The sequence below is a fragment of the Cellulomonas sp. genome, assembly GCF_015234515.1.
In the GTDB taxonomy this organism is placed as follows: domain Bacteria; phylum Actinomycetota; class Actinomycetes; order Actinomycetales; family Cellulomonadaceae; genus Cellulomonas.
The window spans coordinates 22,321-38,170 of sequence record NZ_JADGMY010000002.1 but is presented as its reverse complement, the minus strand read 5'-3'; the positions used below and the strand labels follow the sequence as shown (position 1 = coordinate 38,170).

13 protein-coding genes are annotated in these 15,850 nt (G+C 75.0%); 8 read left to right on the top strand and 5 right to left on the bottom strand.

Going from position 1 to position 15,850, the window contains the following annotated elements; translation table 11 throughout:
- Positions 1 to 18 precede the first annotated feature (18 nt).
- Positions 19 to 786, top strand: a complete 768-nt coding sequence (fabI, locus tag IR158_RS00490) for an enoyl-ACP reductase FabI (RefSeq protein ID WP_291808053.1) — start codon at positions 19 to 21, stop codon at positions 784 to 786.
- A gap of 95 nt (positions 787 to 881) precedes the next feature.
- Positions 882 to 1,403, top strand: coding sequence for a histidine phosphatase family protein (locus IR158_RS00485; RefSeq protein WP_291808050.1), 522 nt, complete (start codon positions 882 to 884; stop codon positions 1,401 to 1,403).
- Positions 1,404 to 1,455: 52 nt separating this feature from the next.
- Here the strand turns inward: IR158_RS00485 and serB are convergent, their stop codons facing one another.
- Positions 1,456 to 2,106, bottom strand: a complete 651-nt coding sequence (gene serB / locus IR158_RS00480) for a phosphoserine phosphatase SerB (RefSeq protein WP_291808048.1) — start codon at positions 2,104 to 2,106, stop codon at positions 1,456 to 1,458.
- A 95-nt stretch (positions 2,107 to 2,201) separates the two neighbouring features.
- Positions 2,202 to 3,443, bottom strand: coding sequence for a glucose-1-phosphate adenylyltransferase (locus IR158_RS00475; protein ID WP_291808046.1), 1,242 nt, complete (start codon positions 3,441 to 3,443; stop codon positions 2,202 to 2,204).
- A gap of 107 nt (positions 3,444 to 3,550) precedes the next feature.
- Here IR158_RS00475 and glgA point away from each other — a divergent pair, with 107 nt between their 5' ends.
- Positions 3,551 to 4,777 carry a glycogen synthase gene (gene glgA / locus IR158_RS00470; protein WP_291808044.1) on the top strand — a complete coding sequence of 409 codons (1,227 nt, stop codon included), beginning with the start codon at positions 3,551 to 3,553 and terminating at the stop codon, positions 4,775 to 4,777.
- 75 nt (positions 4,778 to 4,852) lie between these two features.
- Here glgA and IR158_RS00465 read toward each other — a convergent pair whose 3' ends face one another.
- Positions 4,853 to 5,611 (bottom strand): hypothetical protein, encoded by a 759-nt coding sequence (locus IR158_RS00465; protein WP_291808041.1) that lies wholly within the window; start codon positions 5,609 to 5,611, stop codon positions 4,853 to 4,855.
- A 45-nt stretch (positions 5,612 to 5,656) separates the two neighbouring features.
- Positions 5,657 to 8,134 carry a DNA topoisomerase IV subunit A gene (locus IR158_RS00460; RefSeq protein WP_291808038.1) on the bottom strand — a complete coding sequence of 826 codons (2,478 nt, stop codon included), beginning with the start codon at positions 8,132 to 8,134 and terminating at the stop codon, positions 5,657 to 5,659.
- A 144-nt stretch (positions 8,135 to 8,278) separates the two neighbouring features.
- On the opposite strand from IR158_RS00460, the gene IR158_RS00455 reads away from it, so the two are divergent.
- From IR158_RS00455 to IR158_RS00440, 4 genes are all read left to right on the top strand, one after another.
- Complete coding sequence (locus tag IR158_RS00455; protein ID WP_291808036.1) at positions 8,279 to 11,062, top strand: GNAT family N-acetyltransferase; 2,784 nt, start codon at positions 8,279 to 8,281, stop codon at positions 11,060 to 11,062.
- A 78-nt stretch (positions 11,063 to 11,140) separates the two neighbouring features.
- Positions 11,141 to 11,713 (top strand): DUF5998 family protein, encoded by a 573-nt coding sequence (locus tag IR158_RS00450; RefSeq protein ID WP_191779176.1) that lies wholly within the window; start codon positions 11,141 to 11,143, stop codon positions 11,711 to 11,713.
- Positions 11,710 to 12,891: an alkaline phosphatase family protein gene (locus tag IR158_RS00445; RefSeq protein WP_291808030.1), complete on the top strand. Its 1,182-nt coding sequence runs from the start codon at positions 11,710 to 11,712 to the stop codon at positions 12,889 to 12,891. The genes IR158_RS00450 and IR158_RS00445 overlap by 4 nt, the downstream gene beginning before the upstream one ends.
- Positions 12,892 to 12,924: 33 nt before the next feature.
- A complete protein-coding gene (locus IR158_RS00440; protein ID WP_291808027.1) occupies positions 12,925 to 13,602 on the top strand; it encodes a thymidine kinase in 678 nt (225 codons plus the stop codon).
- A 34-nt stretch (positions 13,603 to 13,636) separates the two neighbouring features.
- Here the strand turns inward: IR158_RS00440 and sepH are convergent, their stop codons facing one another.
- Positions 13,637 to 14,728 carry a septation protein SepH gene (gene sepH, locus IR158_RS00435; protein WP_291808024.1) on the bottom strand — a complete coding sequence of 364 codons (1,092 nt, stop codon included), beginning with the start codon at positions 14,726 to 14,728 and terminating at the stop codon, positions 13,637 to 13,639.
- A gap of 162 nt (positions 14,729 to 14,890) precedes the next feature.
- Here sepH and IR158_RS00430 point away from each other — a divergent pair, with 162 nt between their 5' ends.
- On the top strand, positions 14,891 to 15,760 hold the full coding sequence (locus tag IR158_RS00430) for an inositol monophosphatase family protein (protein ID WP_291808022.1): 870 nt from the start codon (positions 14,891 to 14,893) through the stop codon (positions 15,758 to 15,760).
- Positions 15,761 to 15,850 lie beyond the last annotated feature (90 nt).

The window sequence follows — 15,850 nt, the reverse complement described above, 5'->3', positions numbered from 1 at the left end:
CCGAGAGGCACCTGGACCATGGCACTGCTCGAGGGCAAGACCCTGCTCGTCACCGGCGTCCTGACGGACAGCTCCATCGCGTTCCACGTCGCGCGCCTCGCGCAGGAGCAGGGAGCGAACGTCGTGCTGACGTCGTTCGGGCGGCAGCTGCGCCTGACGCAGGCGATCTCGAGGCGCCTCCCGCAGGCCGCGCCCGTCGTCCAGCTCGACGTCACGAGCGAGGAGGACCTCTCCGCACTGGCGGACCGCGTCCGGGAGCACACGGACCACCTCGACGGCGTCGTGCACTCCATCGGGTTCGCGCCGCAGTCCGTCATGGGCGGCAACTTCCTGGCCGGGGAGTGGGAGGACGTCGCGACCGCCGTGCACGTCAGCGCGTACTCGCTCAAGGCCCTCGCGGTGGCGTCCCAGCCCCTGCTGACGCGCGGGTCCAGCATCGTCGGCCTGACGTTCGACGCGCGCTACGCGTGGCCCGTGTACGACTGGATGGGCGTCGCGAAGGCCGCGTTCGAGTCGACCGCCCGGTACCTCGCGCGCGACCTGGGGCCGCAGGGCATCCGCGTGAACCTCGTCTCGGCCGGGCCCATCCGCACGACCGCCGCCAAGTCGATCCCCGGCTTCGAGGCGATGGAGGGTGGCTGGCCCGAGCGTGCGCCCCTCGGCTGGGACGTGCACGACCCCGAGCCGACCGCGCGCGCCGTCGCCGCGCTGCTCTCCGACTGGTTCCCGGCGACGACGGGCGAGATCGTCCACGTCGACGGCGGCGTGCACGCCATGGGGCTGTAGGCGCAGGGGACGGTCGCGAGGGGCGTCGTGTTCGTCACGTCCGTTCTCGCCGCTGCGGCTACCTCGGTGGCGGGGCCGGATGGCACCCTGGTGCCGTGACACTGCGCCGACTCGTCCTCCTGCGGCACGCCAAGGCGGAGCCGGCCGGCGTCGTCGTCGACCACGAGCGGCCGCTCGCCCTCGTCGGACGACGGCAGGCCGCGGCCGTCGGTGCTGCGCTGGCGACCACCGGCCCGGCGCCCACGCACGTCCTGTGCTCGTCGTCGCTGCGCACCCGCCAGACGTGGGAGATCGCACGGACGGCGCTGGTCGCCGCGGGCGTCCCGGGCCCGGTCGTGTCGGTCACGGACGCGCTGTACGACGCGTCCGCGGGTGATCTCGCCGCACTCCTGCGGACGCAGCCCGACGAGGCGTCGACCGTGCTGGTCGTGGGGCACGAGCCGACGATGTCGCACGCGGCCGACGTGCTCGCCGGCCCGACGTCCGACGAGGCCCTGCGCGCACGCGTGCGCGGCGGGGTGCCGACCGCGGCCTGGGCCGTGCTCGAGCTCGACGGACCGTGGGACGCGGTCGCACCCGGGGCGCTGCGGCTGGTCCACCTCGACCGTCCGGCCTGACGGCCCGCGGACGCCGGTGCGGGCGGCGTCGGGGACGCCGCGGTCCGGACCGTCAGGCCGCGAACGGCGCGAGCGTCAGCACGGCGTCCAGGCGCCCGGCCACCGCGACGTCGGCGGCCTGCGCGACGACCGGCTTCGCGTTGAACGCGATCCCCGTCGCGGCGGCGGCCAGCATGTCGAGGTCGTTCGCACCGTCCCCGATCGCCACGGTCCGGCTCATCGGCAGACCGAGCTCGAGCGCCCACGCCGCGAGCGTGGCCGCCTTCGCGGCCCGGTCGACGACCGGCCCGTCGACCCGGCCCGTGAGCACGCCGTCACGGACCTCGAGCCGGTTGGCGTGCACGCGCGTGATCCCCAGGCGCGTCGCGAGCGGTCGTGCGACCTCCATGAAGCCGCCCGACACCAGGCCCACGGGCCACCCGCGGCCCTGGAGCTCGGCCACCAGCTCGACGGCACCCGGCGTCAGCTCGACCTCCGCGAGCACGTCGTCGAACACCGACACCGGAAGACCCGCCAGCGTCGCGACTCGCTCGCGCAGCGACTGGGCGAAGTCGATCTCGCCGCGCATCGCCCGCTCGGTGATCTCCGCGACCACCGGACGGGACCCCGCGTGGCCCGCCAGCATCTCGACCACCTCGCCCGTGATGAGCGTGGAGTCGACGTCCATGACGACGAGCCGGGCAGCAGCCGTACAGGTGTCCACGCCCGCAGGCTAGCGGGCGCCGAGCAGCGGGAGCGCCGGTGTCCGCATGACGTGCGCGCCCGGACGCGTCCGTCCCACGTCGTGGCGGCAGGACGTCAGTCCGTGATGATCGTGCCCTTCGGGACGACGGTGATGCCGCTGTCCGTCACGGTGAACCCTCGGGCACGGTCGTGGTCGTGGTCCAGCCCGATGCGTGCCCGCTCCGGGACGATCACGTTCTTGTCCAGGATGGCGTGGTGGATCTGGGCGTACCGCTCGACCTGCACGCCGTCCATGAGCACCGAGTCCGTGACCTGCGCCCAGGAGTGCAGCCGGATGCCGGGGGACAGGATCGACCCGGACACGGTCGCACCGGACACGACGACGCCGGGGGAGACGATCGAGTCGGCCGCGTGCCCCAGGCGCCCGGCACCCGCGTGGACGAACTTGGCCGGCGGCAGGCCGGTGTAACCGGTGTGCAGCGGCCAGTCGTCGTTGTAGAGGTTGAAGACCGGCTCGATCGAGATGAGGTCCTGGTTCGCGTCGAAGTACGAGTCGAGCGTCCCCACGTCGCGCCAGTAGTCACGGTCGCGGTCGGTGGAGCCCGGCACGTCGTTGCGGATGAAGTCGTAGACCCCGGCGGTACCGCGCTCGACGAACCACGGGACGATGTCGCCGCCCATGTCGTGACGGGAGTTCACGTCCTCGGCGTCGACCGTCACGGCGTTGACCAGGGCGTCGGCGTTCACGACGTAGTTGCCCATCGACGCCAGGATCTCCATCGGCGAGCCGGGGACCGGCGTCGGGTCCGACGGCTTCTCGCGGAACGCGGCGATGCGCGACGGGTCGCCCGGGACCGTCTCGATGACGCCGAACTGGTCGGCCATGTCGATGGGCTGCCGGATTCCCGCGACCGTCAGCTCGGCTCCCGACTCGATGTGGGAGTCCACCATCTGCGAGAAGTCCATGCGGTACACGTGGTCGGCGCCGACCACGACGACGATGTCGGGGCGCTCGTCGTCGATGATGTTCAGGCACTGGTAGATCGCGTCGGCGCTGCCGAGGTACCAGTGCTTGCCGACGCGCTGCTGCGCCGGCACGGCGGCGACGTAGTTGCCCAGCAGCGCCGACATGCGCCACGTCTTGGAGACGTGCCGGTCGAGCGAGTGCGACTTGTACTGGGTCAGCACGATCACGTGCAGGTAGTGCGAGTTGATGACGTTCGACAGGGCGAAGTCGACGAGACGGTAGATGCCGCCGAAGGGCACGGCGGGCTTCGCGCGGTGCGCGGTGAGCGGCATCAGGCGCTTGCCCTCCCCCCCGGCGAGGACGATGGCGAGGACACGCGGCGCTGGCATGCACCCAACCTAGGCCGAAGGGGCGTCCGCAGCGAGATGCACGCGCGCACGAGCGCTAGCGTGTCGCCAGACGACCGGCGGTGGGCCGGTCACGACTGGAGGCAACGGTGCGCGTCGACCTGCTGACCCGCGAGTACCCCCCGCACGTGTACGGGGGTGCGGGCGTCCACGTGGCGGGCCTGACCGCCGTGCTGCGCGAGCTGATCGACGTGCGCGTGCACAGCTTCGACGAGCCCGTCGCCGAGCCCGGCACCCACGGCTACTCCGTGCCCGGCGGCCTGGGCGGTGCCAACGCCGCGCTCGCCACCATGGGCGTCGACCTCGCCATCGTCGACGGCATCGGGCGCGACACGGCCGACGGCGGCACCGACCTGGTGCACTCCCACACGTGGTACGCGAACCTCGCGGGCCACCTCGCGTCGCTGCTGTACGGCGTGCCGCACGTGCTCACCGCGCACAGCCTGGAGCCGCTGCGGCCGTGGAAGGCCGAGCAGCTCGGCGGCGGGTACGCGTTGTCCTCGTGGGTCGAGCGCACCGCGTACGAGGCCGCCGACGCCGTCATCGCCGTCAGCGGCGGCATGCGCGCCGACATCCTGCGCTCGTACCCCGCGGTCGACCCGGCCAAGGTGCACGTGGTGCACAACGGCATCGACCTCGACGGCTGGCAGCGGCCCACCACCGACGAGGGCCTCGCGCAGGCGCGTCGCGTGGTGCAGGACCTCGGCATCGACCCCGACCGCCCGTCCGTCGTGTTCGTCGGCCGCATCACCCGGCAGAAGGGTCTGCCGTACCTGCTGCGCGCCGTCGAGGCGCTGCCCTCCGACGTGCAGGTCGTGCTGTGCGCCGGCGCGCCCGACACGGCCGAGATCCTCGCCGAGGTGAACGCGCTGGTGGCGGACCTGCGCACGCGCCGGTCCGGGGTCGTGTGGATCGACCGGATGCTGCCGCGCGACGAGCTCGTCGCGGTGCTCGCGCACGGCACGGTCTTCGCCTGCCCCTCGGTGTACGAGCCGCTGGGCATCGTGAACCTCGAGGCCATGGCCGTGGGTCTGCCGGTCGTCGGCACGGCGACCGGCGGCATCCCCGAGGTCGTCGACGACGGCGTCACCGGCGTGCTCGTGCCGATCGACCAGGTCCAGGACGGCACCGGGACGCCGGTCGACCCCGACGCGTTCGTCGCCGACCTGGGCGCCGCGCTCGCGGACGCCGTGTCCGACGCCGAGCGCGCGGCCCGTTGGGGCGTCGCCGCGCGTCGTCGCGTCGAGGACCACTTCTCGTGGCACGCGATCGGCGAGCGGACCCTCGAGGTGTACCGCGGCGTCCTCGCCGGCTGACGCGCCCAGCTCGTCCTTCGGCGGCTCAACGGTCGTCGGAGGCCGCCGAAGGACGAGGTCGCGGCGCCGGAGGCCTCAGTCGCGGGTCAGGTGGGTCGCCGCGGCGGCCATCGCGCGGCGCGCGACGCGGTCGACCTCGCGCAGTGCGGTCGACCGTTGGTCGGCCTGCCACGTGTTGACCGCGCCGCCGTCGTCCTGGGTGGCCAGCGCGACGATGCCCCGCAGCCTCGCGGCGCTGGACAGCACACGCAGCCGCTGCGCCTCGATCCCGCGCGGGATCCGGCGCTCGGGCAGCGCGCCGTCCCGCACCCCGGCGATCGCGTCGGCGGCGTCCGGCCGCCACCGCTCGACGCCCAGGGACACGAGGGCCTCGGTCGCGGTCAGCAGGCCCTGCCGCAGGTCGCGCTCGGCGTCCTCCAGCGTGCCGACCTGGGCCCACACCGCCGTGCGCCAGTCGGGGACCGGCGCGGTCCGCCACGTCACCGCGTGGCCCGGCTCGTACACCGACCCGAACTGCTCGACGTGCGGCACGGCCGCGACGGTCCGGGCGCCGGCCCGCAGCAGCACGCACTCGCCGGCCAGCACGGCGTCGTGCGACACCGTGGGCGGCGCGGCGACCGGGTCGCCGGGGACCGGCAGGACGACCGCGACGTCGTCCACCGGGCCGCCCAGCCACGTCAGCCAGTCCCGCAGCGTCACCGGCTCGCCGTCCGCGTCGACCGCGTGCGGCTCGTCGTCCTGCTGCACGGCGGCCACCGTCGCGTCCGGCTCGGCGGACGCGGCGAGCCAGAGCGCGAGCAGGACGGACCGGGGCAGGTCGAGTGCGGCAGCCACGGCACCACGGTAGGCGCTGGGGCGGCCGGCCCGGGACCGCGCGTGTCAGCCGATCGCGTGGACCGGTGCCGTGAGCGGTGCGCCGGAGCCGTCGCGTCGTTCGTCCACCGGTGGCAGGTCGACCGGCTGACCGCCGGACCCGGTGGCCCGTGCGGGCGCCGGACCCACGTGGGCGAGGATCAGTGCGTCCTCGCCCTTGAGGAACCGGTGCGAGCGCACCCCGCCCGTCGCGCGTCCCTTGCCGGGGTACGCGGCGAACGGCGTGACCTTGGCGGCACCGGTCTGCGTGCCCGGCAGCGCGGACGACGAGCCGGAGACGGTGACGACGACGGCGTCCTCGTCGGGCCGCACGACCCCGAAGGCCACCACCCGCGCGCCGGCGGCCAGCTTGATGCCGGTCATGCCGCCCGCGGCCCGACCCTGCGGGCGCACCTGCGAGCCCGGGAAGTGCAGCAACGAGGCGTCGGAGGACACCAGGACCAGCTCGTCGTCGTCGGCCGCGAGGGCGGCGCCCACGACCGAGTCGCCGTCCTTGAGGCTGATCGCCTCCCACGAGTCGCGGTTGTTCGGCACGTCCCCCGGCGCGACGCGCTTGACGACGCCCTGAGCGGTCGCGAGCGCCAGCGGGGGAGCGTCGTCGACCAGCGGCACGAGGGCGACGACGCGCTCGTCCTTCTCGAGCGTCACGGCCTCGCCGACCGGCAGGCCGCCCGACAGCGACGGCGGTCCGTCGGTCGGCGGCAGCGCCGGCAGCTCGAGGACCGACAGTCGCACGACCCGGCCGCTCGACGTCAGCGCACCGATGTCGGCACGCGCGGTGGTGGCGACCGCCGAGGCGACCACGTCGTGCCGGCTGCGCGTCGCGCCGTCGCCGCGCACGGGCGCCACGTCCTCCCCGGTGCGCGCCACCAGGCCCGTGGCCGACAGCAGCGCCCAGCACGGCGTGTCGGGGATCTCCAGGGGTGCGCCGCCCTTCGCCGACGTCGGCGCGCCGGCGGCCCCCCCGAGGCTGGTGCCACCCGCGTGCTCGAGCAGCACGGTGCGTCGCGGCGTCCCGTACGTCGCCGCCACCTCGGCCATCTCGTCGGACGTCACACCGCGGAGCAGCGCGTCGTCGGCGAGGATCGCCTGCAGCCGGGCGATCTCCTCGATCAGCTCGTCGCGCTCGCGCTCGAGCTCGATGCGCGAGAACCGCGTCAGACGACGCAGCCGCAGCTCCAGGATGTACTCGGCCTGCAGCTCGGACAGGTCGAACACCGTACGGAGCCGCGTGCGCGCCGCGTCGGCGTCGTCGGACGCCCGGATGACCTGGATGACCTCGTCGATGTCGAGGATCGCGATGAGCAGGCCCTCGACGAGGTGCAGCCGCTCCTGGCGCTTCCTCAGGCGGTACGACGTGCGCCGGCGCACCACCTCGAGGCGGTGCTCGACCCAGACCCGCAGCAGCTCGACCAGACCGAGCGTGCGGGGCTGGCCGTCGACGAGCGCGACGTTGTTGATGGAGAACGAGTCCTCCAGCGGCGTGTGCCGGTAGAGCTGCTCGAGGACCGCCTCGGGGTGGAACCCCGTCTTGACCTCGATGACCAGCCGCAGCCCGTGCGCGCGGTCGGTGAGGTCGACCGCGTCGGCGATGCCGGAGAGCTTCTTGGACTGCACGCCCTCCTTGATCTTCTCGATGACCTTCTCCGGGCCGACCGTGTACGGCAGCTCGGTGATGACGATGCCCTTGCGCTTCGGGGTGACGTTCTCGATCCGTGCGGTCGCCCGCGTGCGGAACGCGCCGCGCCCCGTGCGGTACGCGTCGCGCACGCCGTCGAGACCGACGATCTTGCCGCCCGTCGGAAGGTCGGGGCCGGGGACGAACCGCATGAGGTCCTCGAGCGTCGCGTCCGGGTGCTTCACGAGGTGCCGCGCCGCCGCCACGACCTCCACGAGGTTGTGCGGCACCATGTTCGTCGCCATGCCGACCGCGATGCCCGTCGCGCCGTTGACCAGCAGGTTCGGGATGGCCGCGGGCAGCACGCCCGGCTGCTTGAGCTTGTTGTCGTAGTTCGGGACGAAGTCCACGACGTCCTCGTCGAGGCCGTGCGTCATCGCCACCGCCGCGGGTGCCATCCGGGCCTCGGTGTACCGGGACGCCGCAGGCCCGTCGTCCAGGGAGCCGAAGTTGCCGTGGCCGTCGACGAGCGGCAGCCGCAGGGAGAACGGCTGCGCCAGGCGCACCATCGCGTCGTAGATCGCCGAGTCGCCGTGCGGGTGGAGCTTGCCCATGACCTCGCCGACGACGCGCGCCGACTTCACGTAGGGCCGCTCCGGACGCAGGCCCATGTCGGCCATCTGGTAGATGATCCGCCGCTGCACGGGCTTGAGACCGTCGCGGGCGTCGGGCAGGGCGCGCGAGTAGATGACCGAGTACGCGTACTCGAGGAACGAGCCCTCCATCTCCGTCGTGACGTCGACGTCGATGATCCGCTCGACGAGGTCCTCGGGCGGCAGGTCGGGGCTGGCGGGGCGACGCGCCATGGGCTGGTGTGCTCCTCGGGTGCTGCGAAGTCTCGGTGACGGGTCTCGGGGTCGTGCGCGGGGCGGCGTGACCGCGACCGCGCATCGACCATTCTCGCCGCCCGGCCGGCCTCCACGGTGCAGCCGCGCCGCTAGCCTGGCGGCATGGCCCACGTCGTCCCCGGAGACGGGCACCCCGGCCCGGCAGCAGCGCCGGGGCTCGCCGCCGCACCTTACCCGGCGGGCTGGGAGGCGGACGTCGTGCTGACGGACGGCTCGACCACGCGCCTGCGGCCGATCCGCCCCGACGACGCCGCCGCGCTGCAGGCCTTCCACGTCGCGCAGTCCGAGCGGTCGACGTACCTGCGGTTCTTCGCCTCCCTCGAGCGACTGCCCGACCGCGACCTCGAGCGGCTCGTCACCGTCGACCACCTGACCCGGGTCGCGCTCGTCGCCGTGAGCGGCTCGCCGGGGACCGACGCGCACGAGCGCATCATCGGCGTCGCGCGCTACGACCTGGTCGAGCCCGAGACCGCCGAGGTCGCGTTCAACATCTCCGACGCCCACCAGGGCAAGGGCCTGGCCTCGGTGCTGCTGGAGCACCTGGCGGCGGCGGCGCGCGAGCGCGGGGTGCGGCGGTTCGTCGCCGAGGTGCTGCCGCAGAACGGGCGCATGCTCGCGGTCTTCAAGGAGGCCGGCTACGAGGTCCGCCAGCGCACCGAGGACGGGGTCGTGCAGGTCCGCTTCGACATCGACCCCACGGACCGGTCGCTCGCCGTCGCGGCGGACCGGGAGCACCGCGCCGAGGCGCGCTCCATGCGCGCGCTGCTCACGGCACGGTCCGTCGTGGTCGTCGGTCCCGGGCCGGACCCGGGACCGGACGGCGCGCTCGCGGCACGCCAGGCCGCGCGGGTCGTCGAGGGCCTCGTGCCCGAGGCGCGGACGGGCCGGGTCACGGTGCACGCGGTGGGCGTCGGTGACGCCGGGCTCGACGCGAACGGCGTCTCCCACCACGCGCGCATCGACGACGTCCCCGGGCCGGTCGAGCTCGCGGTGGTCGCGCTGCCCGCGGCGCTCGTGCTGGACGCCGCGCGACGGCTCGGTGACCTGGGTGTGCGTGGTCTGGTGCTCGTCTCCGGCGGGTTCGCGGAGTCGGGGCCCGAGGGGCTCGCACGGCAGCGGCTGCTCGTGGGCATCGCGCACGGTGCCGGCATGCGGGTCGTCGGGCCCTCGTCGTTCGGTCTGCTCGCGACGCACGACGGCACGACGCTCGACGCCTCGCTCGCGGCGCGCCCGCCACGCCCCGGCCGGGTCGGGCTGTTCTGCCAGTCGGCACCGCTCGCGGTCACGCTGCTCGCCGCCGTCGAGCGCCGCGGGCTCGGGCTGGCGCAGCTCGTCTCGGCAGGGCACCGCGCGGACGTGTCCGGCAACGACCTCATGCAGTTCTGGGGGGAGGACGAGGACACCGACGTCGTGGCGCTGTACCTGGAGTCCATCGGCAACCCGCGCAAGTTCTCCCGGGTCGCGCGCAGGCTCTCGGCGCACAAGCCGCTCGTGGTCCTCACCGCCGGCCGGTCGGGGCACGTCGTGCCTCCGGGGCACGCGGTCCGGCCGACGCGCGCGCCGCGCCGGACCCTGGAGGAGGTGCTGCGGCAGTCCGGCGCCATCCGGGTGGAGAACGTGCACCAGATGCTCGACGTGGTGCAGCTGCTCGCGCACCAGGCCCTGCCGGCAGGCCGGCGCACCGCGGTCATCGCCAGCTCCGCGGGCGGCGCCGCGCTCGTCGCCGAGGCGGCGGCCGCCGCCGGCCTGGTCGTCACCGGGTGCGTCGAGCTGCTGAGCGAGGACGCCGACGCCGCGCAGGTGCGGGCCGCGGTGGAGCGGGTCTACACGGAGCCCGACGTCGACGTCGTCGTGGTCGTGCGCATCCCCACGCTCGGTGGCCAGGACCCGGTGCTGCGCAGCGAGGTCGCGCGCGCCGCCGCCCGGACGGGCCGCACCACCGTGGCCTGCGTGGACGACCTGCACGGCGTGACCGCCGAGCTCACGGCCGCGGACGACGACGGACGCGACCGGACCGTGCCCGCCTACGCGGCGCCCGAGGACGCCGCGCTCGCGCTCGGGCACGCCGCGCGCTACGCCGCGTGGCGTGCCGGTGGGCGCGGCGTGCCGGTGCACCCCGACGGTGTCGACACCCGCGCCGCAGGGCGTCTCGTGGCCGGCCTCCTGAGCGCGTCGGGGGCGACCGACGGGGCGCCGTTGACGCTCGACCCTGCGCAGACCGCCGAGCTGCTGGCGGCCGCGGGCATCCACCTGTGGCCGTCGGTGCGCGTCCACGACGCCGACGAGGCGGTCGGCGCGGCCGACCGGCTGGGCTGGCCCGTGGCCGTCAAGACCACCGTGCCCGCGCTGCGGCACCGCGCGGACCTCGGCGGCGTGCGGCTCGACGTCGCGGACGAGACGGAGCTGCGGGCCGACGTCGAGGGGATCCTGGCGCTCGCGGGCGAGCACGACCCCGGGCCGGGGGTGCCGCCGCTCGAGGTCCAGGCGATGGCGCCGCACGGCGTCGCGTGCGTCGTGCGGTCCTCCGAGGACCCGTTGTTCGGGCCCGTCATCAGCCTGGGGCTCGCAGGCGACGCCTCCGACCTCCTCGGCGACGTCGCGTACGGCGTGCCACCCCTCACCGACGTCGACGTCGCCGAGCTCGTGCGCACGCCGCGAGCGGCGCCCCGGCTCTTCGGGTACCGGGGCCTGCCCGCGCTCGACGTGGCGGCGCTCGAGGACCTGGTGGCACGGGTGTCCGTGCTGGCCGACGCGCTGCCCGACGTGCGGTCCCTCGAGCTGAACCCCGTCGTGGTGTCACCTCACGGGCTGGCCGTCCTGGGGGCGTACGCGTCCGTCGCGCCGGCGGACCGGGCCGATGCGGCGCGTCGGCTCGCTCGGCCGTGACACCGTCGCTGCCGTGCGCGCGGCGCGCCTCCCGCCGAGACGCACCACGCCCCGCCGACGGGATGGGAAGATGGTCGGGTGCCTGCCCTCTCCACCCCGCTGCGTGACGACCTGCGCCGTGCCGGCTACTACCCGGACCTCGTGGGCGAGGTCCTCGAGGTCGCCTTGGCCGGCGAGGACGCGGTCGCCCACCTGGTCCACCCCGAGACGACGTTCGACGGGGCCGAGGTCCGTCGTCACGTCACCGTCCTCGCGCTGACCGCGACCCGCCTGGTCGTCGCCCACGTCGACGACCACCCGGCCGACTCCGAGCACCCGTCGGCCAGTGCCCAGGCGACGACCGAGGCCGTGCCGCTCCGCGAGCTCCGCTCGGTCGCGTTCACCCACGTCGTGAACGACCCGCAGGACCACCGCGCCGGTGACGGCGCGTCGGAGCTGACGCTCGCGATCGGCTGGGGCGCCGTCTCGCGCGTGGACCTCGAGCCCGCGACGTGCGGCGACCCGCAGTGCGACGCCGACCACGGCATGTCCGGGTCGATCACGCCGGACGACGTGGTGGTCCGCGTCAGCGCGGCGGCCGAGGGTCGCGAGGCCGTGCTGGCGGCGGTCCGGTTCGGTCGCACCCTGTCGGCGGCGACGTCGCAGCGGTGAGCACGCCCACGACCGCGGGCCCGGCGGCGTCCTCCGAGCCGCATCCCGACGACCTGGTGACGCCCCGGGCCGGTGCGCCGTCGCTCGCGCACGTCCTGCCCGCCGTCGCGGCGTCGCTGGGCACGGACCTGGACGGGGGAGCGGACGCGCGGTCGCTCCTCGGCCTGCCGACCGCGAGCCGGGCGTGCGTGGTCCTCGTCGACGGGCTCGGCCACCTCAACCTCGCCGAGCGCGGCGGGCACGCTCCGTTCCTCCGGTCGCTGCTCGCGTCGTCACGGTCGCTGCTCAGCACCTTTCCCTCGACGACGGCGACGGCCGTCGCCGCGTTCGGGACCGGACGTGGCCCGGGCGAGACCGGCATGCTCGGGTACACCGTGCGGGTCCCGGAGACGGGGCAGCTCGGCAACCTCGTGTCGTGGACCGAGATGCCGCCCCCCGAGCAGTGGCAGCCGCACCCCACCGTCTTCGAGCGCCTGGTCGCGGACGGGGTCCGGGTGACCAGCGTGGGACCGGCGCGGTTCCACGGCTCCGGCCTGACGGGGGCCGCGCTGCGGGGCGCCGCCTACGCACCTGCGGAGTCCCTCGGTGCCCGTGTCGACGCAGTGGTGCGGGCTCTGCGCGAGCCCGGTCTGACGTACCTGTACTGGCACGACGTCGACAAGACGGGGCACCACCACGGCTGGGGCTCCTGGCAGTGGGGCGAGGCGCTCGCGGAGCTCGACTTCGAGCTGGGGCGCCTCGCGCGCTCGCTGCCGCGTGACACGCTGCTCGTGGTCACGGCGGACCACGGGATGGTCGACGTCGACCCGGCCCGGCGCCGTGACGTCGGGACCGACCCCGTCCTGGGGGCGCAGGTCGGCACCACCGGGGGAGAGCCGCGTGCACTGCACCTCCACGTCGAGCGCGGCGCCGACCCCGAGGTGGTCGCCGCCCGCTGGCGCGACGAGCTCGGTGACGACGCCGTCGTGCGGACCCGCGACGACGCCGTCGACGCGGGCTGGTTCGGCCCCGTCGATCCTCGCGTGCGTCCGGTGGTGGGCGACGTCGTGGTCGCCATGACGGGCGCGGCGACCGTCGTGGACTCGCGCACGCAGACGCCGGCGTCGATCGCGCTGCGCGGCGTGCACGGCTCGCTGACGGCCCGCGAGATGCTCGTGCCGTTGCTGGTGCTCGGGTGAGCGCCCGACCGGTGCGTGGGGAGGACTGACGTCGTGGCCGAGCTGGTGTTCTTCTCCGGGACGATGGACTGCGGCAAGTCGACGCTCGCGCTGCAGATGCACCACAACCACGCGGCGCGGGGACGCGACGGCGTGCTGTTCACGCGGCAGGACCGCGCGGGCAACGCGACCATCTCCTCCCGGCTGGGCCTGCAGCGCCGTGCGGACGAGGTCGACGACACGACGGACTTCTGGGCGGAGGTCGTCACACGGCGCACGCGCGGACGCCCCGTCGACTACCTCGTCGCCGACGAGGCGCAGTTCTACACGGCCGCCCAGGTCGAGCAGCTCGCGCGCGTGGTGGACGAGCTGTCGGCCGACGTCTTCGCGTTCGGCATCACCACCGACTTCCGGGCCCGGTTGTTCCCCGGCTCCGCGCGGCTCGTCGAGCTCGCGGACCGGGTGGAGGTGCTCCAGGTCCGGGCACTGTGCTGGTGCGGCTCACGTGCGACCCACAACGCGCGCACGGTCGACGGCATCATGGTCGTCGAGGGCGACCAGGTGGTCGTCGGCGACGTCGGCGCGGCCGTGGGCGAGGCGGCCTACGAGGTCCTGTGCCGGCGGCACCACGTGCGCCGGATGACCGCCCGCGTGGCACGTGCGACGGGTCCGTCGGCGCAGACGCTGCTCTTCGACGACGGGGACGTGCCGTCCGGGGACACCGGCCGCTGAGCCCGGCGCCTGACCCGAGAGCCGCGACCGCGGGTCACTCGGGCTTGGCGCCGAAGACGATCTCGTCCCAGCTGGGAACCTTGGCGCGCGTCCGGCGGGGCCGACGCTCGGCGGCAGCGGGGGGCTCGTCACGCCCGGGAGCGGTGTCGCCGTCCCCCGGAGCCGCCGCAGGACCGGCGGGGTGCGGGCTCGTGCTGCCGCGCTGCGCCCGGGGCGACGACGCCCTCTCGCCGCGGGGCGGGGTCAGGACGACCGCTTCCTTCGCCGGGTCGGCGTCCACCGGGTGGGCGCCAGGTGCGCTCGCCTCGTCCACCGTCCCGGCCGCCTCGTCGGCGGCCGCACCCGGGGCGAAGTCGAAGGCGTGCTGCGGTCCGAAGCCCTCGAACTCCTCGTCGTCGCCCTCCAGGTCGAGCGGCTGGCGGACGCCGCGACGTGTGCGCAGCTCGTCCAGCAGCGCGTGCGTCGGCTCGTGCTCCTGCCCGCCGTCGAGGGCGTCGACGGCGTCGAGGTCGAACACGACGTCCTGCACGGCCGCGAGGTGGCGACGGGACACGGGCTCGTCGAGCTCCGTCTCGGACAACCAGCGGGCCTCGTCCTCGTCGGCGACCACCGCGCGGCGGACCGGGTCGTACGTCCACCGGGCCAGGTGCGGCTCCTCCGAGACGACGAACCTCGCCAGGACCGTCCACGGTCCCGCGCCCTCACGCGCGGCGTCCCACGCGAGCGACCCGACGTCCACCCCGCGTGCCGCGAGACGGTCGGTCACCAGGTCGCCGAGCACCGGTGCGCCGGAGTCGCGGCCGACCCGCGTGGCACGCGCCTGCTCGGCGATGTACTCACGTTCGGCCAGGACGGGACCCTCGTAGCGGCGGACCGCCTCGACGGGCACCCCCGCGGCGTCGGCGACCTCCTGCGCTGTCGCACCCGCCCGGATCCGTGACTGGATCTCGCGCGGGCTCAGCGCGCTCGCCTGCTCGGCCCGCAGCTGCTCCAGCTGCGGCCGGTCCCGGCGCACGGCGGCCCGCAGCGGGTCGTCGATGCGCAGGCGGAAGCGCTGCCCGTCGGGCGCGGCGACGACGAGGTGCTCCCCGTCCTCGTGCAGACCGACCAGCTCCAGCTCACCCATGCGACCTCCTCGGGCTCCACGGGCGAGCCTGCCACCTCGCGGGCCCGAACGCGTGGACGTTCGTCGGTGTGCCGTGGTCGGAGGCCGTGCGCGCCGGGATCCGGGCGCGCGCCGCGGTCGGGTCCCGGCGGTCGGGCGCACCCGCTGCGGCAGGATGGTGACGTGACCTCACCCCGCGAACCGGCACCGGCCGGCCTTCCACCCGTGCCCGAGCTCGTCGCCGTCGCCGAGCGGATCGCGCGCGAGGCCGGTCGGCTCATCCTCGACGGCAGGCCGCAGACCGTCGGCGTCGCCGCCACCAAGTCGAGCGCGGTGGACGTCGTGACGGCGATGGACCTGGCGTCCGAAGAGCTCCTGCGGCGCATGCTCGCGGAGCTGCGCCCCGACGACGCGGTCCTCGGCGAGGAGGGCGGGCACCGGGCCGGCACCTCGGGCGTGACCTGGGTGGTGGACCCCATCGACGGCACGGTCAACTACCTCTACGGGCTGCCCGCGTACGCCGTGAGCGTGGCCGCCGTGGTCGGCGAGCCGACACCAGCGACCTGGACCGTGCTGGCGGCCTGCGTGCACGCGCCCGCCACGCAGGAGACGTGGACCGCGGGCCGCGGGCTCGGCGCGCACCTGGACGGCCGGCGCCTGACGCTCGGCGCGACCCCGCCGCTCGCCGGCTGCCTGCTCGGCACCGGGTTCGGCTACGTGGCCGAGCGGCGTCGCGCGCAGGCGCGCGTGCTGGCCGCCCTGCTGCCGCAGGTCCGTGACGTCCGGCGCATGGGCGCCGCGGCCATCGACCTCTGCCAGGTCGCCACGGGTCGGCTCGATCTCTACTACGAGCGTGGGCTGCAGCCGTGGGACCTGGCGGCCGGGGCGCTCGTCGTGGCGGAGGCGGGCGGTGTCGTGACGGGTCTGCGCGGCGCGCCGGCCGGGTCGGGGATGACCGTCGCGGGCACCCCGGAACGGGTCGCCGAGCTGGTCCGGATCCTCGAGGAGCAGGCCGCCGACGCACCCGACGGCGCGGGCCGCGAGAGCGGGTGAACCAGGCGCCCGACGGGGCCGACGTCGGGGGCGTGACCTGCACAGATGTCCGTTTCGCGGGTGGCGCTGGTCACGTTCGACCACATGGTC